23 protein-coding genes and 2 pseudogenes are annotated in these 24,127 nt (G+C 59.3%); 16 read left to right on the top strand and 9 right to left on the bottom strand.

The annotated features are described in order from the left end of the window. Positions 1-254: 254 nt before the first annotated feature. From ACOYW1_RS08655 to ACOYW1_RS08645, 3 genes are all read left to right on the top strand, one after another. On the top strand, positions 255-2,057 hold the full coding sequence (locus ACOYW1_RS08655; RefSeq protein WP_482422474.1) for an acyl-CoA dehydrogenase family protein: 1,803 nt from the start codon (positions 255-257) through the stop codon (positions 2,055-2,057). Between the two features lie 44 nt (positions 2,058-2,101). After that, the gene (locus ACOYW1_RS08650; RefSeq protein ID WP_482422473.1) at positions 2,102-2,845 is read left to right on the top strand and encodes an enoyl-CoA hydratase/isomerase family protein; all 744 of its coding nucleotides are present in this window, start codon (positions 2,102-2,104) and stop codon (positions 2,843-2,845) included. A gap of 266 nt (positions 2,846-3,111) precedes the next feature. Further along, positions 3,112-3,519 carry a hypothetical protein gene (locus tag ACOYW1_RS08645; RefSeq protein WP_482422472.1) on the top strand — a complete coding sequence of 136 codons (408 nt, stop codon included), beginning with the start codon at positions 3,112-3,114 and terminating at the stop codon, positions 3,517-3,519. A 190-nt stretch (positions 3,520-3,709) separates the two neighbouring features. Here the strand turns inward: ACOYW1_RS08645 and ACOYW1_RS08640 are convergent, their stop codons facing one another. From ACOYW1_RS08640 to ACOYW1_RS08610, 7 genes are all read right to left on the bottom strand, one after another. Next, positions 3,710-4,078, bottom strand: coding sequence for a (2Fe-2S) ferredoxin domain-containing protein (locus ACOYW1_RS08640; RefSeq protein ID WP_180140954.1), 369 nt, complete (start codon positions 4,076-4,078; stop codon positions 3,710-3,712). Positions 4,079-4,182: 104 nt separating this feature from the next. Then, positions 4,183-4,743, bottom strand: coding sequence for an ATP-binding protein (locus tag ACOYW1_RS08635; protein ID WP_482416715.1), 561 nt, complete (start codon positions 4,741-4,743; stop codon positions 4,183-4,185). Further along, positions 4,740-5,510: a PHP domain-containing protein gene (locus ACOYW1_RS08630; RefSeq protein WP_482422471.1), complete on the bottom strand. Its 771-nt coding sequence runs from the start codon at positions 5,508-5,510 to the stop codon at positions 4,740-4,742. Before ACOYW1_RS08630 ends, ACOYW1_RS08635 begins: the two co-directional genes overlap by 4 nt. Beyond that, entirely contained in the window at positions 5,507-5,848 is a 342-nt protein-coding gene (locus tag ACOYW1_RS08625; protein WP_482416717.1) for a DRTGG domain-containing protein, read from the bottom strand. Before ACOYW1_RS08625 ends, ACOYW1_RS08630 begins: the two co-directional genes overlap by 4 nt. Then, on the bottom strand, positions 5,826-7,202 hold the full coding sequence (locus ACOYW1_RS08620; protein ID WP_482422470.1) for a [Fe-Fe] hydrogenase large subunit C-terminal domain-containing protein: 1,377 nt from the start codon (positions 7,200-7,202) through the stop codon (positions 5,826-5,828). The genes ACOYW1_RS08625 and ACOYW1_RS08620 overlap by 23 nt, the downstream gene beginning before the upstream one ends. Further along, complete coding sequence (locus ACOYW1_RS08615; protein WP_180140943.1) at positions 7,199-7,633, bottom strand: ATP-binding protein; 435 nt, start codon at positions 7,631-7,633, stop codon at positions 7,199-7,201. The genes ACOYW1_RS08620 and ACOYW1_RS08615 overlap by 4 nt, the downstream gene beginning before the upstream one ends. Before the next feature lie 213 nt (positions 7,634-7,846). Next, positions 7,847-8,200, bottom strand: coding sequence for a DRTGG domain-containing protein (locus ACOYW1_RS08610; protein ID WP_482416719.1), 354 nt, complete (start codon positions 8,198-8,200; stop codon positions 7,847-7,849). Positions 8,201-8,654: 454 nt separating this feature from the next. On the opposite strand from ACOYW1_RS08610, the gene ACOYW1_RS08605 reads away from it, so the two are divergent. From ACOYW1_RS08605 to ACOYW1_RS08575, 7 genes and pseudogenes are all read left to right on the top strand, one after another. After that, positions 8,655-9,149 (top strand): NADH-quinone oxidoreductase subunit NuoE family protein, encoded by a 495-nt coding sequence (locus tag ACOYW1_RS08605; RefSeq protein WP_180140939.1) that lies wholly within the window; start codon positions 8,655-8,657, stop codon positions 9,147-9,149. A gap of 151 nt (positions 9,150-9,300) precedes the next feature. Beyond that, complete coding sequence (gene nuoF / locus ACOYW1_RS08600; RefSeq protein WP_482416720.1) at positions 9,301-11,088, top strand: NADH-quinone oxidoreductase subunit NuoF; 1,788 nt, start codon at positions 9,301-9,303, stop codon at positions 11,086-11,088. Between the two features lie 28 nt (positions 11,089-11,116). After that, positions 11,117-13,833 (top strand): annotated as a pseudogene (gene fdhF, locus ACOYW1_RS08595) (formate dehydrogenase subunit alpha). Between the two features lie 357 nt (positions 13,834-14,190). After that, positions 14,191-16,650 carry an FAD-dependent oxidoreductase gene (locus tag ACOYW1_RS08590; protein ID WP_482422469.1) on the top strand — a complete coding sequence of 820 codons (2,460 nt, stop codon included), beginning with the start codon at positions 14,191-14,193 and terminating at the stop codon, positions 16,648-16,650. An 83-nt stretch (positions 16,651-16,733) separates the two neighbouring features. Next, positions 16,734-17,534 (top strand): annotated as a pseudogene (locus tag ACOYW1_RS08585) (molybdopterin oxidoreductase family protein); the annotation flags it as partial. A 119-nt stretch (positions 17,535-17,653) separates the two neighbouring features. Further along, positions 17,654-17,779, top strand: a complete 126-nt coding sequence (locus tag ACOYW1_RS08580) for a hypothetical protein (RefSeq protein ID WP_482422468.1) — start codon at positions 17,654-17,656, stop codon at positions 17,777-17,779. A 112-nt stretch (positions 17,780-17,891) separates the two neighbouring features. Further along, positions 17,892-18,311 carry a molybdopterin oxidoreductase family protein gene (locus tag ACOYW1_RS08575; protein ID WP_482422467.1) on the top strand — a complete coding sequence of 140 codons (420 nt, stop codon included), beginning with the start codon at positions 17,892-17,894 and terminating at the stop codon, positions 18,309-18,311. A 322-nt stretch (positions 18,312-18,633) separates the two neighbouring features. Here the strand turns inward: ACOYW1_RS08575 and ACOYW1_RS08570 are convergent, their stop codons facing one another. Together ACOYW1_RS08570 and ACOYW1_RS08565 are read right to left on the bottom strand one after the other, a co-directional pair. After that, complete coding sequence (locus ACOYW1_RS08570; RefSeq protein WP_482422466.1) at positions 18,634-19,206, bottom strand: hypothetical protein; 573 nt, start codon at positions 19,204-19,206, stop codon at positions 18,634-18,636. A gap of 25 nt (positions 19,207-19,231) precedes the next feature. Then, positions 19,232-19,549, bottom strand: a complete 318-nt coding sequence (locus tag ACOYW1_RS08565) for a hypothetical protein (protein WP_482422465.1) — start codon at positions 19,547-19,549, stop codon at positions 19,232-19,234. A 552-nt stretch (positions 19,550-20,101) separates the two neighbouring features. On the opposite strand from ACOYW1_RS08565, the gene ACOYW1_RS08560 reads away from it, so the two are divergent. From ACOYW1_RS08560 to ACOYW1_RS08535, 6 genes are all read left to right on the top strand, one after another. Then, a complete protein-coding gene (locus tag ACOYW1_RS08560) occupies positions 20,102-21,025 on the top strand; it encodes an ABC transporter ATP-binding protein (RefSeq protein WP_482422464.1) in 924 nt (307 codons plus the stop codon). Positions 21,026-21,045: 20 nt separating this feature from the next. Further along, a complete protein-coding gene (locus ACOYW1_RS08555; RefSeq protein WP_482422463.1) occupies positions 21,046-21,276 on the top strand; it encodes a hypothetical protein in 231 nt (76 codons plus the stop codon). Then, the gene (locus ACOYW1_RS08550) at positions 21,236-21,736 is read left to right on the top strand and encodes an ABC transporter permease subunit (protein ID WP_482422462.1); all 501 of its coding nucleotides are present in this window, start codon (positions 21,236-21,238) and stop codon (positions 21,734-21,736) included. The genes ACOYW1_RS08555 and ACOYW1_RS08550 overlap by 41 nt, the downstream gene beginning before the upstream one ends. A gap of 215 nt (positions 21,737-21,951) precedes the next feature. Beyond that, entirely contained in the window at positions 21,952-22,347 is a 396-nt protein-coding gene (locus ACOYW1_RS08545) for a DUF7088 domain-containing protein (protein WP_482422461.1), read from the top strand. Then, positions 22,344-22,508 (top strand): hypothetical protein, encoded by a 165-nt coding sequence (locus ACOYW1_RS08540; RefSeq protein WP_482422460.1) that lies wholly within the window; start codon positions 22,344-22,346, stop codon positions 22,506-22,508. The genes ACOYW1_RS08545 and ACOYW1_RS08540 overlap by 4 nt, the downstream gene beginning before the upstream one ends. A 45-nt stretch (positions 22,509-22,553) precedes the next feature. Further along, complete coding sequence (locus tag ACOYW1_RS08535; RefSeq protein WP_482422459.1) at positions 22,554-24,101, top strand: Gldg family protein; 1,548 nt, start codon at positions 22,554-22,556, stop codon at positions 24,099-24,101. Positions 24,102-24,127: the final 26 nt, after the last annotated feature.

Here is a 24,127-nt window from a genome sequence, read left to right as displayed (position 1 = left end):
GCAACCATTCAGTTGCCTCTGGCGGATCGCTTTTTTAAAAAAAAGCTCCGCAAAAAACGACACATGGGGGCGAACTTTCGACGGAACTTGGAAATAATGATTTGTGACCTGGTTGTCTCATTTTTTAAGAATTTTGCCATAGGGCGATAAGGAGGGCCTCGCTGAAATGGCATGCAAGTTGCTGATCACAATAGCACCATCTTCTTGCTACGTTGACCATAGAAGGCTGTTTTTTATGAGCTGAAAGGATAATCATGGCGAACAAATTCGTGAGTATGCGCAACCTGAAATTTACCCTCCACGAGGTTGTGGGCACCGACGCCCCAGCCTCGGGGACCCCAGCAAACGGTCACACCCGAAAATCCATGGACATGGTTCTGGATGCGGCCTTTGACTTTGCCAAGAAAGCCCTGCACCCCATCTTCGAGGAGATGGACAGGAACCCGCCGGAGCTTGTGGACGGCACCGTGGCCGTGCACCGGGATGTCCGCGCCATATTGGAGACCCTTGGAAAAGACGGCTGGATTGCGGCGACCTTTCCCCAGGAGTGGGGTGGGGAGGACATGCCAGCAAGCCTCTTGCACGCCGTGTACTTTATCTTTGCGTCGGCCAACTACTCGGCATCCGTCTATTCCGGGCTCACCATGGGGGCCGCCAACCTCATCCTCACCTTTGGTTCGGATGAGCTGCGCAACCAGTTTCTTCCCCCCATGCTGGAGGGAAAGTGGCAGGGCACCATGGCCCTCACCGAGCCTGAAGCCGGTTCTTCTCTGGGGGACCTCACCACCTGCGCCACTCCCATGTCCGACGGCACCTACCGCATCAAGGGGGAGAAAATCTTTATCTCCGCAGGGGACCACGACGCCGTGGACAACGTGGTGCACCTCATGCTGGCCCGCATGGACGGGGCTCCGGCAGGGGTCAAAGGGATCTCCCTGTTTGCCGTGCCCAAGTTGAGACAAAGCAGGAACGGGGAACTCATATCCAACGACGTCACCGTCACCCAGATCTTCCACAAAATGGGGTACCGCGGGGCTCCCATCACCGCCCTTGCCTTGGGTGACCGGGACGACTGCACGGGCTATCTGGTGGGCGAGCCCAACCGGGGCCTCTCCTACATGTTCCAGATGATGAACGGCGCTCGCCTGGAGGTGGGCATGGGAGCCACAGCCATTGCCACGGCAGCCTACCACGCGGCCCTGGACTACGCCAAAAGTCGAAAACAGGGCCGCCGAATCACCGACGGCCCCGGTGAGGCACCGATCCCCATCATCGAGCATCAGGATGTCAAACGCATGCTCCTGTTCCAGCGGGCCATCTCCGAAGGGGCCCTCTGCCTCATCCTGCAATGCAGCAGATACGAGGAACGCATGCACACCGGGCCTGAAGAAGAGAGGGCAGACCACAAGCTGCTTTTGGAGCTGCTCACCCCGGTGGCCAAGACCTTCCCCTCTGAACTGGGGATCCACTCAACCAGCGCCAGCATCCAGTGCTTCGGAGGGTACGGGTACTGTGAAGACTTTCCCGTGGAGCAGCACTTTCGCGACATGCGCATCCACGCCATCCACGAGGGCACCACCGGTATCCAGGGCATGGACCTTTTGGGCAGGAAGGTGATGATGAAAAACGGAAAAGCCCTTCAACTGCTGGATCGGGAGATAGAATCCACCATGGAACAGGCCAAGGCCTGCCCGGAGCTCCTCGACCATGTTCAGGCCCTTTCCGACGCCAAAAAGACCCTGGCCACCACCACCATGGGCCTGGGCGGCGTGGCCATGGAAAAGGGGCCCGAGGCCTTCCTTGCCAACGCCACCGTCTACCTCGAACTCTTCGGGTACGTCGCCGTGGCCTGGCAGTGGCTGGCCCAGATGACCGTGGCCTCCCAAAAACTCTCTGAACAGAAAATCCGCACGTCGGACCGCCTCTTTTACCAGGGCAAACTGGCGGTGGGCCGCTACTACTTCACCCACGAACTGCCGAAAACAGGCCCGCTCACCGTTACCCTCACCCGGCCACCCGTCTCCCTCGAAACAGAGACGGCCTGCTTTACAGACTGATAAAGGGTCCCCACCCCGTATCGCAACAATCGAAGGAGAACCACATGGAACCGTTTGTTTACAAAAAAGAAGGAAAAATAGGCCGCCTGACCTTCAACCGGCCTGAAAAATACAACGCCTTTGACTTAGAGACAGTGGAGGCCTTTGAGACCTTCCTGGCCGAGCGACGGCACGATGAGGAGACCACGGTCCTTGTTCTGGACGGAGGCGAATCCAAGGGCTTTTGCGCGGGCCTGGACACCGAGGCCTATGCCCCGGAGATCTTCAAGATGACCCCGGTGAAGGCCTACGACGCCCAGGCCCGCATGAGCCGTTTGTTCCTTGCCATGCGCCGCATTCCCCAGCCCGTTATCGCCTGCGTCCACGGAGCGGCCGCTGGCATCGGGTTTTCCCTGGCCATGGCCTCGGACATCCGGATCCTTGCGGAAAACGCACGGTTCTCAGCCGCCTACATCAACATCGGCCTGGGCGGAGCAGATATGGCCTCCAGCTACTTTTTACCCCGGCTCATCGGATCGGGAAGGGCCTATGAATACCTTTTGACCGGAAACTGGATGGATGCCCCCACCGCCCTCTCCCTGGGCTTTGCCTCCCGTGTGGTCCCCAAAGGGGAGATGATCGACACCGCCATGGAGCTGTCCGTTGCCATGACCGAAAAGAACCCCATGGGGGTCCGCATGACCAAGGAGGCCATCAACGCCAACCTCGACTGCGCCGGGCTGGAGGCCGCCCTGCAGATGGAGGACAGGAACCAGATGATGATCGCTTACACCTACAGGATGAAATAAAAACAGGTGGTAACCATTCAGCTTGCCTCCGGCGGGTCGCTTTTTTGAAAAAAAGCTCCGCAAAAAACGAAGAGAGTGAGCAGAAAAATTAGAACAGTCAAAATCGCTGGAATTCATGCCAAAGCTTTCAAGACCTGTTTGTCAAACTTTTCAAAAGTTTGCCCGGCAGGGCCGCCGGAGGCATAAGCTGATTGCCGCACCCCGTCAAAAAAAAGCGGACGCAACCATGCGCCTCACATACCTTATTAATAAGGGGACTCAAAACGATGCAACCCTTTGACACGTCCAGCGGCGAGGTAAATCATCGGCCCCACATGGCCCACGGCCCATGCGGGTTCCGCTTGCTCTCCTGCGCCGGAGAGTCGGCCGTGGTCGCAGTCGCCCAGATACCGGATGCCATGTGCGGGCACGGCAAACTGATTACAAGCGGTCTCCTTGTAGCCGTACTGGACGAATTGATGAACCGGACGGCCCGGGTGTATCTCGGGCCGGGCTTTACCATGAGCAACATGCGCGTTGTCTTTCCCTCTCCCCTCTTCAACACAGGCCCCCTCAAAGGAAAAGGCCGTGTGACCGATTTCGGGAAGCAGGGCGAGGCAGCCGTGGAAGGGATCGTCTTCGACCACGGGCACGGTATCGCCGCCAGGGCAACCTCCCGGTGGGTAAGGCCATGATCGAAAAGGCGTTTTAAGGGCAATGGCCCTTTGCGTCGCTTCATCCCACCAAAAAAGGCGGCACGGCCAGTTTTCGCTCAAGCTTTCATGCACCTCATCGAAGACGGATTCTCTTGTCACTTGTCACGAGTCCGTTTGTCTCCGGCAGGGCCGCCGGAGGCAAACTCTCGTTGAAAAGCCCTTGCCGAAGCTACATCGTCGCCATGGCAAAATCGGACTGCACCTCCCCCAGGATCACGTGGCGCTTAAACACCTGCCTCATCTTGTTGGCGTCCATGAACTGATACGCCACGGGCTGTTCCCCGTCGATCTCCACGGTGACGTTGGGCTCACTGCTGCACATGCCCAGGCAGCCTGCGGCCATAACGCGGATGTCGCTTCGATCGCACGCGTCCATCTCTTCCATCAGGGCATCCATGACGGCCCGGGCACCGGAAGCGATGCCGCAGGTCCCCATGTGCACCGTCACAAGCACCCTGGCCTTTCCTTCACGAAGTGAAATATCCTTGGATACTTTTTCTTTGAGTGCTTTGAGGTCTGCAACAGAGAGCTTTGCCATATCAACGTCTCCTTCCCAATAGGATAATCGTAGGTAATGTAGGTCATAGGGTTCAGATCATAGATCATTGGGGCCAGGGAACCATGCGTCCTGGCCATGGCCCGTCATCTATCATCTGCCCGTTCAGTTCTGAGGGTTTCAAGTTCCTCTTCGATACCGGCTTTCAAGTGCCTGAGCACGGCGGGTTCATTTAAGGGGATCCCTTCCAGCTCCTGCCGAATGGTTCGCGTGTCAAACAGAAATTCGCGCCCATTGTACAGGTGACGATAGAGAAAATCCACCTCCGGGTACCCGGCCATGAGAACTTCCATGGTCATGGCCATATCCCCCAGGGGGGCCCGGTCGATATGATCATACACAAAGGAGCAGAAAACACGGGAGCCTTTTCCCTCCTCGGAGGCAAAGGAAAAACGCCCGTCACACCGTTCGGCCGCGGCCTGGAGCAGGGAGAGCCCCATGCCCACGCGCCGGGTGGTGCGGGAGGTAAAAAAGGGATCCGCCACCTTTGCCTGCTGCTCGGGCGAAAGCCCCTTGCCGTTGTCCGACATGGTGATGGACAGCCAGTTGTTTTCAACATCCTCGTCCACCACAAGGGTCATGAGGTTGCCCCCTGCGGCGATGCCGTTTTCCACCACGTCCAGAATGTGCAGGGAGATCTCTCTCACGCAGACCTCCACGATGACGCCACACCTTGCAGCCCTTCAAAGCCTTGCACGGCCCGTCCGGCCTCACCGCGAAGGGCCATGGAGAGCTCGGCAAAGGCCGGTGCTTCCACGTCCAACAAGGTGATCCAGCGCCCCACATCCTCGGGGTAGTGGGCATCTGAGGCCGTCACCACAGGAAACCCGGCGGCCTGGGCAAGATCAAAGCCTCCGTGAATGCCGGGCAGGGTCACCTCCACGGCGTCCGGGGCAAAATCGGGGGGCATAAAACCGAGCTGGGAGATCACGGAAAAACTGGGCCGATCGATGTGGGCACAGATCACCAGCCCGCCTGATCTTCGCACCGCCTCCGCCACCTCCCTTAGCCCCTGGTCCAGGGCGCCCATGAGCAAATCGGTGCACTCCTCGATAAACCGGCCCTCGGCGTCGGCTTCAATCTGGTACCCGAACACCTCCGGGGTGTTGGTCCCCGACAGGTGGGCATCCAGGTACCCCTGAAACCCGCGGGCCTCTTCAAGGCCTTCAAACAAAGCCACCACATGGACCTCTTCGGCCGTGCAGATCTCGCAGCCGGGAAGCACGCAGAGTTTTTTTCCCCGGGCAGCCTCCATCACGGCGGCGCAATTGCCTGTGCTGTTGTGATCGCAGATGGCGATGAGGTCGAGCCCTGCCTGAAGGGCCCTGTCCACCACCCGCTTGGGATCCATGGAGAGATCCCCACAGGGCGACAGGCAGGTGTGGATATGCAGGTCGGCGGTTACGCGCCTCATGGGCAGCCGAGCCCTTCGCTGTAAAGTTGTCCGGCAAGCTCGTAGGCATTGCCCTTCCAGGTGAGAAGCGGGATCCCTTCGGCTTCGGCCTTGGCACAGGTCTCTTTGTCGGGGGCATTTCCCGAGGCGATGACCACCGCCGCAAACTCACGGAGAACAGCCACGGCCACGATGTTCTGGTGCCCCTGCACGGTGATCCAGACCGAGGCCTGGCCTGCGTGGGCGATCACTTCACTTAACAGGTCGCCGCAATATCCGAACCGAACCTCCCGGTCCAATCCTTTTTCTCCGGCCACAACTTCCAGGCCGTATCGTTCAACCAAGTCCCTGACACGCATGCCCGCACTCCTTGCTGTTGATAAATGTCATCACCTGCTCGCCTGTCATGCCCCTGGCCCGGAGCAGCAGGCAGGCATCCACGGGCACTTCACCACGCACCACGTCCTCTGCAAAGGTGCGACAGTCCGGGGCGCCGCAGGCAGCGCAGTCCCGGCCGTTGATCAGCTGGATCAACCCGTCGATCTTTCGCATCTCCTCAATGGTAAAGGGGGTGCCGGTAAACCCGTCCCCTTCGCTCCCCTTCTGCTCCGAACGCTTGGAAAAAAACCACTCTTTTTCGTAGAGCCTGTTGATGCGATCCCGGTTGAGGCGCTTGCCCGTACCCAGAAGGTTAATCATCCGGAGGCTGGCGCTCTTGGCCAGGTATTTATCGATGGCTGCCAGGGCACCGCCGATGCACCCTTCGGTGCAGGCGCGAAGCTCAATGTACTCCGTGTCGCGAAACAGGCCCATCTCAATTTTCTCAAGCATGCTCACGGTCTCTTCCAGCCCGGAAACAGACAGGGATTTTTCGATATCCGAGGCCACGGTCTCCCCCCCGCTCATGCCCCAGAGAAGGCCGTCGCCGGAGGTGCACTGCTCGAATTCGTAACTGGCAAAGGCCATGGGGATGGCCTCGATGTTTCGCACATGTTCCACCTCTTTTGCCAGTCGGGAATAGATATCACAGATACCCATAGCGTATGGGCCGTCATTGGTAAAGCTCTGATCCGGCAGCGCGGGGTCGTCCCCCTTTTTCGTGGGGCAGGGGTTGATGTAGACCATGTTGATAAACCCCTCGTTGACCCCGTAGTGCTTGCTCAGGATGCGGGTCACCTTTTTGGCCATGATGGCCACGGGGCGCTTGATGGGATGGATGTGGGGGATCAGGCTCGGAAAGCGGGCGTGGATCAGGCGCAGCACCACGGGGCAGACAGGCGAAATCAGGGGCCAGGGAGCCTCTCCGGTGCGCCGGTTCTGACGGACAAACTCTTCAGTGGCAAACTGGAACATCTCGAAAAAATAGGACATGTCCACGGTGTGGTGAAACCCGAGGCGCTTGAGGCCCTTTAAGATATCTTTGGGGAGGACGCCGGGAAACTGGGCGTAGAGGATGGGTGTCACAAGGGCCACGGAGATGTGGCTCTTTTTCAGTCTCGTCAGCTCGGTGGTGGCGGCACGGACGGCGCCCATGGGGCAGATCCTCAGGCAGTTGCCGCAGCCGATGCACGCCTCCTGCTTGTGCACGACCTTGCCGTTCCGGACGCGCAGGGCCTTGGTGGGGCACCCCCTGACGCACCGTGTGCACCCGTCGCACAACGTCACATCAAAGCTGACGTAGCAACCCGCGGCCCCGGCATGTTCGGTGCTCATGGTTCTCCTCCGCCGACGGTGAACCGCATGGTCACGGCCGTCCCCCGGCCCGGCACGGAGTCTACCACAATGTCGTCGGAGTTTCGCTTCATGTTGGGCAACCCCATGCCGGCGCCAAATCCCATTTCGCGAAAGGCGTCGCTGGCCGTGGAGTATCCCTCCTGCATGGCCAGCTCGGTATTTTCGATCCCCGGCCCCGAGTCCTCCACATCCAGCCGGATCTCCTGGGGCGAAATCACCACCTTCAGCACCCCGTCTCCCCCGTGCATCACCAGGTTCATCTCCGCCTCATACCCGCAGATGGAGACCCGCCTGACCAGCTCCGGGCGGAAATTCAGAGACTTCAACGTGTTCTTCACATGGATGGACGCTTCACCGGCGTGGTTGAAATCCCCGTACCGCACCGCATAGGTCCGTCTGAGTCGATTCATAGTTGCATAACTCCAAAAAAGCCTTCATCTATGACACACCCTCGAAAACACATGCGGGGACGGCCCATCCCGCCTTTCCCAGGCAGGCCCGGCCCCAATTGCAAACACTGCAGCCCGAATAGTTCATGAGAAAACGGCCACATCAAGACAATACGATATCATTACAAGCTGTTACCCGAAAAAATTCAGATTTCTGAAATATCCGGCGTAGATCTATCGCTCCCCGTTGTGCCCCGCCATGCCGCTTGAGTAGAGCCTGCCGCAGGCCACAAACATGGAAAGCCGGGTGATCATCAAGGGAATCTCCTCTTTTTGCGCCAGGGCCACCACGTCTCCTGCGGGCTGCTTGCCACGAACGAACACGAGGCCCCCCACGCCGGACACGGCGGCGGTGCGCACGGCCTGCTTCGTGGGCAGGCCCGTCAGTACAACGCCCCCGTCCGCAAAATAGGCCAGGATGTCGCTCATGAGGTCGCTGCCCCGGCAAATCTCAAACTCCCTGTCCAGATGCTGCTCGCCCGAAAGCAGTGTCGCATCCAGCACATCGACGATATCGGCAAGTTTCATGGTTCGACCCCGGTTGATCTGTCGTGGGAGACACCCCGATAAACCGGGATGCCCATATTAAACGCCGTTTCACCTTGAAACAGCAGTCAAGTCCAGGCCGGCAGAGGGAAGACAAGAGGCCCCCCGGCATCTCAATCGGATCATTCACTAACAGAACAAAAAAGAAGGACGGTCAGGCGCAACAGGTCCGGAGGAATGACCTTTCATCCTATATTTCATTGACCTACCACTGTCAATGGAAAGTAATTCCCCGGAAGGTATTCAATTTCTAATGCCAATTCCAATTTTCCCTTGCATTCTCCTCGACAAGCAATTATTCATCTTTAATGATACATAATAAATGACATTGAACGCCCTGAACGGCGTTCATACCGTAAACCACAGTCATCGTATGACAACCTTACTAAATCACACGTAATCGAAGAGCACGGTTCTTCGGCTTGGAGACTTGCCCATGGCTATGGATCACCATCCCGAGCATCCGGATATCACCGCTGAGATGTGGACCCGCATCGACACCATCCTTGATGAGAACAGCCCCGTTCCCGGTTCGCTTATCACCGTCCTGCGCCTCTGCCAGGATACCGTAGGCTACCTTCCACCCATCCTTCTTGATTACATTGCCCAGGGCCTGGGCCTGGCATCGAGCCAGGTTTTCGGTGTGGCCACGTTTTACTCTCTTTTCTCCCTGAAACCCAAAGGGCGAAACATCATCAAAGCCTGCACCGGCACAGCATGTTATGTCAAAGGCATCAAGGAGGTCATGAACCATATCGGCAACAAATACGGTGTTTCCGAAGGCGAAACCATGGAGGACCGCCGTTTCACCCTGGAGGGTGTCCGCTGCCTGGGTGCCTGCGGCCTGGCCCCTGTCATGATCGTCAATGAGGACATCCACGGCAACGTTGACCCCAAAGATGTCACGGGAATCTTGGAGGAATACAAGTAACCGTATCGCCTCGAACGGCCTGACCGGGCAGCCCCTGCCGACGACAGGCCAAAACCCAAACTGCATGACGCCCCTGTCATCCATACCGTGAAGGCAAACGTCCACAAGGGCCCCAGGGCCTTCACAAGCGATTCCAACCCAGGAGAAAGAGATGAGTAAAACAAGAATGCAGCTGATGCTGTGCGGCGGCACGGGATGCCACGCCACCGGCAGCAAGCCTTTCCAGGAAGCGCTCAACGCCGAGCTGATCAACCGCGGGCTCGCAGACGAAATAAAAGTGGTGGAGACCGGCTGCAACGGCTTCTGCGCCGTGGGCCCCGTGATGCTGGTTCAACCCGAAGGAATTTTCTACCAGAAACTGTCCGTGGACGACGTCCCCGAGCTGGTGGAGGAGCACTTCCTCAAAGGCCGCCCCGTCCCCCGTCTCTTCTTCAAAGAGCACATGAGCAAGGAGAAGATCCCCCATATCGACGACATCCCCTTCTTCTCCAACCAGGTCTACCGGGCCATGAAAAACAAAGGGGCCATCGACCCGGAGGTCATCGACGAATACATCGCACGGGAGGGATACTTTGGTTCGGCCAAGGCCCTGAACGAAATGAAACCCGAGGAGATCATCGAAGAGATGCTCACCTCAGGCCTCAGGGGCCGCGGAGGCGCCGGTTTCCCCACGGGCCTTAAGTGGAAATTCGCCAACTCCAGCATCGGGGATGAAAAATACGTCCTCTGCAACGCCGACGAAGGGGACCCGGGTGCCTTTATGGATCGAAGCATCCTGGAATCCGACCCCCACGTGGTCCTGGAAGGGATGACCATCGCGGCCAAGGCCATCGGCGCCAGCAAGGGTTACATCTACTGCCGCACCGAGTACCAGCTGGCCATCCACCGCCTGGAGATCGCCATTGCCCAGGCCAAGGAGTACGGCCTGCTGGGAGACGATATCCTGGGATCGGGATTCAACTTCGACATCGAAATTTACCAGGGTGCAGGCGCCTTTGTCTGCGGCGAGGAGACCGCCCTGATGCGCTCCATCGAGGGCAAACGCGGCATGCCCCGCCCCCGTCCGCCCTTCCCCGCCCAGAAAGGCCTCTGGGACAAGCCCACCATCTTGAACAACGTGGAGACCTTCGCCAACGTGCCCCAGATCATCATGAAAGGGGGCGAATGGTACGCCTCTGTGGGCACGGAAAAGAGCAAAGGGACCAAGGTCTTTGCCCTCTCCGGCGATGTCAACAACATCGGCCTCGTGGAAGTACCCATGGGCCTTCCCATCCGCACCCTGGTCTACGACATCGGCGGCGGCATCCCCAACAAGCGCAAGTTTAAGGCGGTCCAGCTGGGCGGCCCCTCCGGCGGCTGCGTTCCCGAGCAGCATCTGGACACCCCCATCGACTATGAAGAGATCGCCAAGGTGGGAGCCATCATGGGCTCGGGCGGCGCCATCGTCATGGACGACCGCACCTGCATGGTGGACATGGCCCGCTTCTTCATGGATTTCATCCAGGAGGAGTCCTGCGGCAAATGCACCCCGTGCCGGGAGGGCACCCGCAGGATCCTTGAGATACTGGAAAAAATCTGCGAAGGTAAGGGGGAGGAGAGCGACCTCAAAGCCCTGGAAGAACTCAGCGAAGTGGCCAGCAACTCTGCCCTCTGCGGTCTCGGCCAGACCGCCGCCAACCCCGTGCTCTCCACCATGCGTTTCTTCATGGACGAGTACAAGGCCCACATCTTCGAAAAGCGCTGCCCGGCAAAAACCTGCCAGGCTCTCCTCAAGTTCACCGTGGACCCCGACAAGTGCAAGAAATGCGGTCTCTGTTACAAGGCCTGCCCGGCAGATGCCATTGCCTGGCAGAAAAAAGAGGTGGCCGTCATCGACACGGACAAATGCGTGCAGTGCATGAGCTGCTACGACAAATGCCCCTTTGACGCCATCGATTAATGCATAACAGAAGGTGAGATTTTTGGAGATGGAACACAAAGAGAAGAGAGTCGTCATTGACGAGACCCCCCTTCCCTTTTCCGAGGGAGAGACCATCCTTGACGTTGCCCGACGCAACCACATTGATATCCCCACCCTCTGCCACCTCAAGGGGAGCACACCCACCGGGGCCTGCCGCATCTGCATGGTGGAGGTCAAAGGCGCCCGCACCCTCCTGACCGCCTGCACCGTTCCGGTGGAAGACGGCATGACGGTGCGCACCGAGACCCCCGAGATCATCCGCTCACGGCGCATGACCATTGAGCTGATGCTCTCCTCGGGCCGCCACGACGACTGCCTGGTATGCCCCTCATCCGGCGCCTGCCGCCTCCAGGAGCTCGCCTTCCGTTACAAGGTCAAGGGGACCGCTTTTAAAGACACCGGGGTCACCTACCCCATGGAAGCGGTGAACCCCTTTATCCTGAGGGATTTTTCCAAGTGCATCCTCTGTGGGCGCTGCGTCCAGGCCTGCAACGAGGTCCAGGTGAACGAGGCCATCGACTTCGGCTACCGGGGCGCCCGCACCAAGATCATCACCAAAGGCGACCTGCCCCTGAAGGACTCGGACTGCGTCTTCTGCGGGGAGTGCGTCCAGGCCTGCCCGGTGGCGGCCCTGGTGCCCAGGGACGCCCGCATGGTGCCGCGCCTCTCAGAGACCGATGCCGTCCGGACCACCTGCTCCTACTGCGGGGTGGGCTGCCAGGTGAACCTCCACGTCAAAAACAACCGGGTCTGGCACGTCACCGGCTGCGAAGACGCCGCCCCCAACTTCGGGAGCCTCTGCGTCAAGGGGCGGTACGGGTTTGACTTCATCGCCTCGGATCGTCGCCTCACCACCCCCCTCATCAAAGAGGACGGAGCGTTCCGGGAGGCCTCCTGGGACGAGGCTTTGGACCTTACGGCCAGGCGCCTCAAAGAGATCGCCGGTGCCCACGCCGATGCCGTGGGGGTCCTCACGTCCGCCCGCATCACCAATGAAGAGAACTACGTGGCCCAGAAGTTCACCCGCACGGTGCTGAAAACGAACAACATCGATCACTGCGCACGATTATGACACAGCTCCACGGTGGCCGGTCTGGCCGCCTCCTTAGGCAGCGGTGCCATGACAAACCCCATCTCGGATATCGAGAAGGCCGATGTGATCCTCGTGACGGGTTCCAACACCACGGAGACCCACCCCGTCATCGCGGCGGCCGTGAAACGGGCCGCCAAATTCGGCGGGAAAAAGCTCATTGTGGCAGACCCCCGCGAGATCACCTTGAAACAACACGCCCACCTCTCCATGGCCCCCAGGCCCGGCGGTGATATTGCATGGATCAACGGCATGATCCACGTGATCCTTGAGGAAGGACTTCAGGACAAGCGATACATCCTGGAGCGCACCGAGGGCTTCGACGCCATGGCCAAATCCGTGGCTCCTTTCACCCCGGACTACGTGGAAACCATTACGGGCATCCCCAAAGAGACCCTGGTTGCCGCGGCGCGTCTCTACGCCGGGGCGGAAAAGGGCTCCATCCTCTATTGCATGGGCATCACCCAGCACGTCAACGGCACCGATGCCGTAAAAGCCCTGGCCAACCTGGCCATGCTCTGCGGCAACGTGGGTATTGAAGGCGGCGGGGTCAACCCGCTGCGCGGCCAGAACAACGTGCAGGGCGCCTGCGACATGGGGGGCCTGCCCGACGTCTACCCCGGCTACAGAAAAGTCCATGAAGAGGCCCATGCCCAGACCATGGAGAAAGCCTGGGGCGTCACCGGCCTCTCCCGCACCCCCGGCCTCACCGCCACGGAGATGGTGGACGCGGCCATCAAGGGCGACCTCAAGGCCCTGTACGTCATCGGCGAAAACCCCCTGGTCTCCGAAGCCGACCTCACCCACACGGAAAAAGGATTCGGCAACCTGGAGTTCCTCGTGGTCCAGGACATCTTCATGTCCGAAACCGCCCGGGCCGCCGACGTGGTCCTTCCGGCCCTGTGCTTTGCCGAAAAAGAGGGGACCTTCACCAACACGGAACGCCGCGTGCAGCGGGTGCACAAAGCCGTGGACGGCCCCCAAGGGGTCTCCACAGACTGGCAGATCATCTGCAACATCGCCCGCCGCATGGGAGAGGAGATGGGCTTTGGGTCCGCCGAAGCCATTTTCAGCGAGCTGGCAACCGTAACCCCGACCTTCTCCGGCCTCTCCTACCCCCGCATCGAAAAGGAGGGCATCCCCTGGCCCTGCCCCACGGCAGACCACCCGGGCACCCCCCGCCTCCACGTCGGGACCTTTGCCAAGGGCAAAGGCACCTTCCACCCCATCGCGTGGACACCTCCGGCCGAGGTCACGGACGAGGAGTATCCCCTGGCCCTGACCACCGGCCGGGTCCTTCACCCACCACCACCGGCACCATGACCCGGAAATCCAAGGGGCTCAACGAACGCTCACCGGAGTGCTTCGTGGAGATGGAGGGCACCGACGCCAAGGCCCTCGGCCTTGCCGACGGCACCATGGCCACCATCACCTCCCGGCGGGGAGAGATCACCGCCAAGGTCAAGGTCAGCCGCCGCATGGGCAAAGGGACGGTCTTTATCCCCTTCCACTTTGCCGAGGCTGCCGCCAACCGCCTGACCAACGCCAAGCTGGACCCGGTTTCCAAAATCCCGGAGTTCAAGGTGTGCGCGGTGCGCATCGCCCCGGCTCCCGGAGGCCTGGGAGAAACCTGAGACCTTCCAGGTGACAGGTAGAAAAAACCGAAGCCCCATGCCCCTCAACCCATGACCTTCAGAAACCGACCTCCTGCGCCTTGCCGCAGGAGGCGGTTTCATGTAGGCTGTGGGTCTTCAACACAGAATATAGAAGCGATCTGGTGCTCACAGGTGGCCGCTGTTCGGCCCCAAAACCCCGGTTCAGGAATTCAACAGATGATTCCGTGCCCGGGGCTGCGTGCCCCTTGTGGAAGCCCATCGCACCAAACGACAGACCGGGGCGTCACCCCTTGCGGATGACGCCCATTCGTTTATATACCCATTTGTTACCTGAATGTTTCCGCCGGTCCGAGACCTTCCGGCACGGAGTGATGTATGGCCAAGTTAACCATCAACGGCGTCCACGTAGAAGCCGATGAGTCCAAGACCCTGCTCGATGTAATCCGAGAGCACCGCATTGCCGATATCCCAACCCTTTGCCATGTGGAGAAGACCGCTCCCTTCGGGGCCTGTTCCCTCTGCGTGGCCGAAGTGGAAGGCGCCCCCGCCCTTCGACGCACCTGCGCCACCCCCGTTGCCGACGGCATGGTGGTCCGCACCGAAACCGATGCGGTCAAACGATCCCGGAAGACCAACCTGGAGCTCCTCCTCGGTCGCCACACGGCCGACTGCTACGCCCCCTGCCGCCTGGCCTGCCCGGCCAACGTGGACATCCAGGGCTATGTGGCCCTTGCCAAGCGCGGCCTCTACAAAGAGGCGGTCAAGCTCATGAAGGAGACCAACCCCCTGCCCATCGTCTGCGGCAGGGTGTGCGCCAAGCCCTGTGAAAGCGCCTGCCGCCGGAACCTCATGGACGAGCCCGTGGACATCAAAAACATCAAACGTTTTGTGGCCGACCGTGAGCTGGCCTTGGGCGATATCTACGTCCCTGAGCCGGGCAAGGCCACGGGCCGCTCCGTGGCCATCATCGGCACCGGCCCTGCCGGGCTCTCCGCCGCCTACTTCCTGCGCCTTGCCGGACACCGGGTGATCATGTTCGAGGCCATGCCCGAGCCCGGCGGCATGATGCGTTACGGCATCCCCGAGTACCGCCTTCCCAAAAAAGACCTTCGGGCCGAAATCGACGCCATCTTCGCCATGGGCGTGGAGGTGCGCTACAACGTGGCCCTGGGCCGCGATTTTACCCTTGCTGAGCTGCGGGAAGATTTCGACGCCGTCTTCATCGGCCACGGGGCCCAGGTGGGCTCGTCCATGGGCACCACCGGCGGCGACCTTTCCGGGGTCATGCAGGGTGTGGACTTTCTCCGGGAGGTCAACCTGGGCACGGCCAAAAAACTCAGCGGAAACGTCTTTGTGGTGGGCGGCGGCAACACAGCCATCGACGCGGCCAGGACCGCCCTGCGCTACGGCGCGGACAAGGTAACCATCATCTACCGCCGCACCGAAAAAGAGATGCCCGCAGCCATCGAGGAGATCGAGGACGCCAAAGAAGAAAAAATCGAAATCCGCATCCTCACCAACCCCGTGGCCTACACAGGGGAACACGGACGCCTTAACGGGGTCACCTTCGTGAAGATGGAACTCGGTGAACCCGACGCCAGCGGCCGACGACGCCCCGTTGTCATGAAAGACAGCGAGTACACCGAACACGCCGACCATGTCATCGAAGCCATCGGCCAGAAGGTGGTCACGGACTTCCTTGGCGGTATCGGCCTCACCCGGTGGAACTCCATCGACGCAGACGGCGCCCTCTTCTCCACCAACATGGAAGGGGTCTACGCCGGGGGCGACGCCGTCACCGGTCCCAGCGTCATCATCGAGGCGGTGGCCCACGGCCGCAAAGCCGCCTTTGCCATGGACCGCCTCCTCTCAGGACGCGCAGCCAAGGCCGAAGACCGCCTGGGCTTTCACGTGAAAAAGGAAGACTTCGGGGCCCTTTCCGCCGACGACCTCAAGGGAAAACCCCTCCTTCCCCGCCGCCGCATCGAAAAAGCCGACCCCGAGACCCGGGCGGAGAGCTTCACCGAGGTGGAGCTGGGATTCACCGAAGAGAACCTCCTGGCTGAAACCGGGCGCTGCCTTGAATGCGGCTGCCAGGATGTATCAGGGTGCGACCTGAGGCGCTACGCCACGGACATGGAAGCCGACAAGACCCGCTTCATGCCCAAGGAGCCCCTAAAACAAACGTTTTCCGCCCACAAATCCCCCCACGGCATTGAAGAGGTCAACCCCTTCATCATCCGGGACTTCAACAAATGCATTCTCTGCGGATCCTGCGTCCAGGCCTGCAACGACGTCCAGGTCAACGAAGCCATTGACCTGGGCTTCAGGGGCATTGGGGCCAAAATCGTGGCGGGCATCGACCAGCCCCTGAAGGACTCGTCCTGCGTCTTCTGCGGGTCCTGCGTCCAGGCCTGCCCCGTGGGCGCCTTAACCGAGAAGAATGTGGTCTACAGAGGAAAGCCCTGGGACGAGACAAAAACGCGATCAACCTGCGGTTACTGCGGGGTGGGATGCCAGATCGATATCCACGCCAAAGCAGGTAAGGTCACCCGCATCACCGGGTCCGAAGAGAGCGCGCCCAACTTTGGGAGCCTCTGCGTCAAGGGACGCTACGGCTTTGACTTCATCGGTTCGGATGAACGCCTCACCACGCCCCTCATTAAAGAAAACGGAACATTCCGGGAAGCCACTTGGACCGAGGCTCTGGATCTCACAGCCAGGCGCCTCAAAGAGATCTCTGAGGCCCACGGCGATGCCGCAGGGTCCTCACCTCGGCCCGCATCACCAACGAAGAGAACTACGTGGCACAGAAATTTGCCCGCACCGTGTTGAAAACGAACAACTTAGATCACTGCGCACGATTATGACATTCCTCTACGGTGGCCGGTCTGGCCGCCGCATTCGGAAGCGGTGCCATGACAAACCCCATCTCGGATATCGAGAAGGCGGATGTCATCCTTGTTGCGGGCTCCAACACCACGGAGACCCACCCCGTCATCGCCGCGGCCGTGAAACGCGCGGTGAAATTCGGGGGAACCAAGCTCATTGTGGCAGATCCCAGGAGGATCGAGCTTAAAAAACACGCCCACCTCTCCCTGGCCCCTGCCCCGGGCAGTGACCTGGCCTGGATCAACGGCATGATCCGCGTGATCCTTGAAGAGGGGCTCGAAGACGCGGCATACATCGAAAAGCGTACCGAAGGCATCGACGCCTTACGGGAGGCCGTGGCCCCCTATACCCCGGAACACGTCAAAGAACTCACCGGGATTCCCGCAGAACAGCTTGTCCAGGCGGCCCTGGTCTACGCAGGCATGGAAAAAGGGAGCATCCTCTACTGCATGGGCATCACCCAGCACACCACGGGCACGGACAACGTAAAGGCCCTGGCCAACCTGGCTATGGTCTGCGGCAACGTCGGCATCGAAGGCGGCGGGGTTAACCCCCTGCGCGGACAGAACAACGTCCAGGGTGCCTGCGACATGGGAGGCCTGCCCGACGTCTACCCCGGCTACCGAAAGGTCCACGACGAAGCCCACGCCCTTGCCATGGAAAAAGCCTGGAGCGTCACCGGCCTCTCCCGCACGCCGGGCCTCACCGCAACAGAGATGGTGGACGAAGCCATCAAAGGGAGTTTAAAGGCCCTTTATGTGATCGGGGAAAACCCCCTTGTGTCTGAAGCGGATCTGAACCATGCGGAAAAAGCATTCCACAATCTTGATTTCCTCGTGGTCCAGGACATCTTTATGACCGAGACTGCCCAGGCCGCCGATGTGGTGCGCTCCCAGCCCTCTGCTTTGCGGAAAAAGACGGCACCTTCACCAACACCGAAAGGCGCGTGCAGCGCGTGCGCAAAGCCGTGGACGGCCCTGAGGGCGTGCCCTCGGATTGGGAGATCACCTGCGAGATCGCACGGCGCATGGGGACCAACATGAGCGCCCCCATCGGCCGAAGCTATCCATGAGATTGCCTCGGTCACCCCCGCCTTTGCCGGACTGAACTACGAACGCCTCGACGGCGAGGGCATTCCCTGGCCCTGCCCCACGGCAGACCACCCCGGCACCCCGCGCCTCCACGTGGAGCGCTTTGCAAGGGGCAAAGGCATCTTCTTTCCCGTGACCTTTACCCCGGCAGCCGAGACCCCGGATGCCGACTACCCCCTGGTCCTCACCACCGGCCGGGTGCTCTACCACTACCACACCGGCACCATGACCCGAAAATCGGGCGGTCTGAACCAGCAGGTGAGTGAATGCTTTGTGGAGATGAGCCGGGAAGACGCACTGGAGAAATGCCGTGATGCGCAGATGGAAGGCTTCGACGGCTTTGACGCGGAGATCAAAGCTCGGGTGAACCTCTCCGACCGCATGGAAAAAGGGACGGTCTTTCTGCCCTTCCACTTTGCTGAAGCCGCCGCCAACCGGCTCACCAACGCCGCCCTGGACCCGGATTCCAAGATTCCGGAGTTCAAGGTCTGTGCTCTTGCGGATTCGTGGTGAAGGTCAACGAAAGCTGGCCTCCGGCTGCACTGCTGGGGGCCAAACTTTTCCCGATTTAGTGAGTTGAATTTGACATACAGGTCGTTAAAAAACGGCTTGCCGATGACCACACCACCAAAAAGCCCCGCTTTCCTGCCGGGGCTTTTTGGTGTTCCGTGACGCGCCGTGTTGAAGCAGCTCAGGTTTCGGGAACGCAATGACATACGGCCATTTCAGGCCAATCTGAGCTCTCGGTGCCAGGGCCGCCTACCACTCACGCTGATCGTCCGCTTCGATGAGGCAATGGGGAAGCAGTTTTATTAATTTGCCCAGTTCCTCTTCGTTAAAGCAGTTGCGCCTCACATTGAGGTATTTCAAATTTTTCATTTCGCCGTAGTAATCCCAGACCCGCGAAACCGTCGCCATATATGAGAGATTCCAGGTTTGGCAACCGGCAAATCGTCTCCCAGAGGTCACACAGCTGGTTGTCGGACAATTCCAGGTGCCTGAGCTGCTGCAGCCCTTCAAAGGGAATATCGCTGAGATCGTTCTCCCGCATGTCGTTTGAAAAAAAAGTCAGCGACTGGAGATTAGGATACCGATCCAGTCTGGACAATTCATCGGCGATATCTTCGATGAACATATCCCCATAGTGGATACAGTAGACATGTTCCGGCGCTTCCTCCAGGTTCTCCAAAACATGGTACATGCCCGGATTGGGGACCGAACAGAGAATGGATTCCCACACGTTTCGGGGGTTACCGGCAAAGACCGTTCTCCCCTCCCGGGTAACCCCACCGATGGTCTCTGCCAACTCCTGAAACAGCGGCTGCAACGCTTGAAACTGTGCTTCGGATTCAAACGCAAGCTCAATGGGGGAAAAACTTCGACGATACCCTATCTCGGCATCTTCCAAGACCCGCCTTGCCTTATCCACTGCATCAGTCTTCTTTGATAGTGATCTTAGGGTGCCCATCGATATAATCCATCATGGACCCCGCCGCCAACAGGATGGTTTCCGGCCGCATGGCAGCCACCGGATGGGGGCATCGACGTTCATTGCCCTGAGGATGTCTTTGACCTATTTTACGACCGTACAATGCAAGCAGTTTAGCCAGAATTCTCAGCATGTGAAACACCCTTATATTCGATTCATGATCAGCATAGCGGCGTTGTCGCAAGTGCCGGTTAACAGACAAGGTCATACCAGAAATGACCGACTTAAGATAATTCAAATAAGGGCAGGTTTTACCGGACACGCCCAAGCGAATGCCTTGTTAAGGATCAAAGTTACGACACCCGTCGTGCATCCTCCTCACAGCCGGAGGCAGGCTTTTCCATGCTTACTTTGTGATTTGAAGGCAATTTGAGTGACCACAAAAAATCCCCCCGCCCCCACAAAAGACATCCCTGAAAGTACACTATCCCCTCATGACACCACCAAAGCATAAAGAGTGATTGCTTCACATGCCACTGGGTGTCCCGGTGGTATGCGCCAAACGAAAAAAACTGCCCACCGACCCCTCCCCCTTGCCTCCATGCATATTCCCCCTTGCATTTTCCTTTGCCATATGTAAAAAAAACTTTGTTTAAATTGCTGCACAGCAACCGTCACCCGGCCTTTTCGGGCGTGAAGATTCCTTCCGGTGGCACGTTTAATACCGGATTTTTTAAACCCCGCGCACCGACCATCCTTTCAACCTGAGCCGGCTGACAAATCGGGCACGCATCAGGTGGCCGGATCCAAACCCACCACGCCCGTGTATTAAAAAGCACCTTATATTAAAAAGCTATTGTTCAAGGAGGAATCCATGATCAGGGTTGACGATGTCACCAAAGACTACGGCGCATTCCGCGCGGTGGACGGCATCAGCCTGGAGATTCGCAAAGGGGAAATCTTAGGACTTCTGGGCCCCAACGGCGCCGGCAAGACCACCACCCTTAAAATGCTCACCGGCTACTTCCGCCCCACCAGCGGAGAGATCTACTACAACGATACGCCCGTATCCAACCAGCCCTTGGAGCTCAAAAAACGCATCGGCTACCTGCCGGAGTCGGCTCCCCTCTACCCCAACATGCTGGTGTATGACTTCCTTTGCTACACGGCGGACGTCCGAGGCATCCCCAAGGCAAACCGCCTTGCACGCATCAAGGAGATGTCTGCCCTGTGCAGCCTCACGGACATCATGGACAAACCCATCGGCGCCCTCTCCAAGGGCCTCAAGCAGCGGGTGGGACTGGCCTATGCCATGATCAGCGACCGGAACACCCTTGATGGGATGATGATCTCTGGGCTGGATCCCAACCAGATCGTGGAGATCCGAAAAATCATCCGGGACATCGGGGAAACCCGCACCATTATTTTCTCCACCCATATCCTGAGCGAAGCCGAGGCCACCTGCGACCGCATCGCCATTGTCCACAAGGGGAAAATCGTGGCCGACGGCACCACCGATGAGATCCGCACCGGCGGCAACGGCAGCGGCCCCTGCCTGAAGATGGACGTAAAAGGGGCACCGGCCGACGAGGCAAAGACCCTGTTCCAGGGCCTCGGCAGCGTGGCAAAGGTGGAGGCAGCCCAGAGCAAAGAGAACCGCTGCGAGCTTGCCGTTACCTTCAAAAAGGGGCAGGACGGCCGGGAAGCCGTGTACAACGCCGTCAAGGGGACCGACGGGCGTCGATCAGCCGCCCGGCGATGGAAGCCAACACCCTTGAATCCATCTTCCGAACCCTGACGAAGGAGAACTAAAAGCCCATGCAGACCCTTCACATCATGAAAAAAGAGCTGAAAGACTTCTTCACCTCGCCCATCGCCTACATCGTCATCGCCATCTTTCTCTTAGTGTACGGTCTGTCCCTCACTTTTTTGAAACGGCCAGGCAAGCCTGCGGGACTTTTTCGCGCTCTTGCCCCTGATCTTCTCTTTTGTGATCCCGGCGGTGACCATGCGCCTCTTTGCCGAAGAGCTGGCCATGGGCTCCTTTGAGGTGGTCATGACCCTGCCGGTCACCCCGCGGGACATTGTGGTGGGCAAATTCCTCTCGGCCCTGGTCTTTGTCTGCGCCATGCTCACCCCCACCTTTGCCTATGCCGTCACCGTGGCCCTCTTCGGCGACCTGGACTGGGGGCCGGTCATCGGCGGGTACGCAGGGGCCATCCTCCTGGGCGGGGCCTTTGCCGCCATCGGGCTTTTTGCCTCGTCCCTGACGCGCAACCAGATCATCGCCTTTATCCTGGGGACCCTCATCTGCTTTGCCCTCACCCTGGTGGACAAGCTCCTGGTCTTTTTTCCCACGGCCATCTTGGGCTTTTTCAGCCAGATCGGAGCCGATTACCATTTCCGGAACATCGCCCGAGGCGTGGTGGACTCCAGGATCCTCCCTCACTCTGCTTGGCGGCGTGATTTTTCTCTTCCTTTACGGGGCCTCCATCTCAGTGACGGATAAAAACTAAACAAGCCCTCTCGGCGGCCAGGGAATGCTCCGGGGTTCTGCTCCTGCCATCTTTCACATTCGCTGACGGGCCTCGCCCGTGATGTTTACACATATGACCAAAACTTCATCGAATTAGCCTGGCAGTAAATAAAAACCTGTTTATCAAACTTTTCAAAAGTTTGGCCCCCGGCAGGGCCGCCGGAGGCATAACCATAGATAAGGCAACCATGAAAAAAGAAAAATATCTCAAAGGACTGATCTACATAGTGGTGGTGGTGCTTTTGAATGTGGCGGGTGCCACCCTTTTCTTTCGGGCGGACCTCACGAAAAACAAGGTCTACTCCCTTTCCGACGCCAGCATCGAGGCGGTGAAGAACCTTTCGGAACCGCTGACCATCAATGTCTTCTTCTCCGAGGACCTTCCGGCCCCCCACAACACCACCGAAAAGTACCTCGCCGACCTGCTGGAGGATGTGAAATGCCAACCGCTACTTCAACTTTCGATTCTATTCCATCGGCGGGGACATGGAGACCAACCCCACGAGCAAGCGCAACGCGGAGCTGGCGGGCAGCTACGGCATCCGGCCGGTGACATCTTCGAACCGTGGAAAGCCACGAGGTGAAGGTCAAGACCGCGTACATGGGGCTTGTGGTGATCCACGGGGACCTTATTCAGCGTATTCCGGCCATCACCTCCACCGAAGGGCTGGAGTACAAGCTCACCATGTCCATGATGAAGCTGGGCAACAAGATCAGCACCCTGCTTTCCCTTGACGGAAATTGAGCCTGCACCTTCACCTCTCCCGCTCCATGGCGGAAGGGCTCCTCCATGGCTCTGCACCTCCATGACCTGCCGGTCTGCGTGGAGGAGCCGTCACCCAAACTCTCAGCTGGACGCAGCTACGACCGCCTCACCTTCAACCGCTTTGATCCGCAAACCACCGAAGAAAAGCAGACCCTGGCCGAGCGCTACGGGGTGCTCCAGCTTGGGTGGCCGGATCTCTCAGGCGGCAAGATCAAGGCGGGCTCCGGCATCATCGGCATGGTGATGCGATACGGAGACAAATCCGTCACCATCCCCATCCTTGAGGTGAACCGCATTCCCCTTTTCGGCACCCAGTACAAGCTCATGACCGATCAGGAGATGGAAGAGGCCGTGGGCGGGGCCGTGGAGTCCCTCATCGACATCAACGAAAAGGTGGGGTACCTCACAAGCAACGGCACGGCACCACGCTTCGATCGCAACCCCGCCAACCCCATGGCCCCCGGCACGAACGCCCTGAACAACTTCAGCGCCACCCTCTCCCGCAATTACGCGGTGTCCGATGTGGACCTCAAGGCAAACGGTATCCCCGAGGACATCAACAGCCTCATTATCGCCGGGGCCAAGGAGACCTTCACCGACTACGACCTCTTCCGCATCGACCAGGCCCTCATGGCAGGCAAAAACGTGGCCGTGTTCGTGGACGCCTTCAAAGAGATGCAGAATCCCAACCCCCAGATGGCCTTCATGCAGCCCTCCACCTACAGCCCGGTTCGCACGGGCCTCGACAAGCTCCTGGCCCACTACGGGGTTCGCGTTCAAAGCGCCTACATCATGGACGAGAACTGCTACAAGCAAAACCTGCCCAGGCGCATGGGGGGCGGTCAGCAGAACGTTTACTTTGCCCCCATCATCGAAAACGACACCATCAACCACGACGTCCCCTTCATGAACAACATCAAGGGGCTCGTCACCTTAAAGGCCTCACCGGTCATCGTGGACGAGAAGACCGTTTCAGAGCAGAACCTGTCGGCCGCCACCCTCTTTTCCACCTCCGAACGTTCCTGGCTCAAGGAGAGGAACATCTCCCTGAACCCCATGTTCCTCAAACCGCCCACAGACGCGGGCTCCTTTGCCAGCCGTCCCGTGGCCGCCATGGTGGAGGGCTCCTTTACCAGCTACTTCAAGGGAAAGCCTATCCCGGAAAAACCGGCCCCCGCCCCCCCCGAGGGAGAAGAGGCCAAACAGCCTGAAAACAAGGCCGCGGCCATCTCTCAGACAGGCGCCGTGATCGAGCACGGCAAACCGGCCCGCCTCATCGTGGTGGGCTCCCTGGACATGCTCACCAACAGCCTCTTTGATGAGCAGGGAGAAAGCGCCAACGCCACCTTTGTCATGAACCTCATGGACGGGCTCAACGGCCGCGAGGGCATTGCCGTCATGCGAAGCAAAAAGCAGCGGTTCAACCCCATCGACAAGGTGCCGGACAGCGTCAAGACGCCAGTGAAGGCCTTCAACATCGTGGGCCTGCCCCTGCTCGTCGCTCTCTTCGGCATGGCGGTTTACGCCAAGCGCCAGTCCCGAAGAAAAACCATCCGGGCCATGTTTCAATAACACCACCACCACAGGAGGACACCTGA

The organism is Desulfoluna sp. CYM3A, assembly GCF_056829965.1.
The sequence above is the reverse complement of the archived record's forward strand: the minus strand, read 5'-3'. Positions and strand labels throughout refer to the sequence as shown.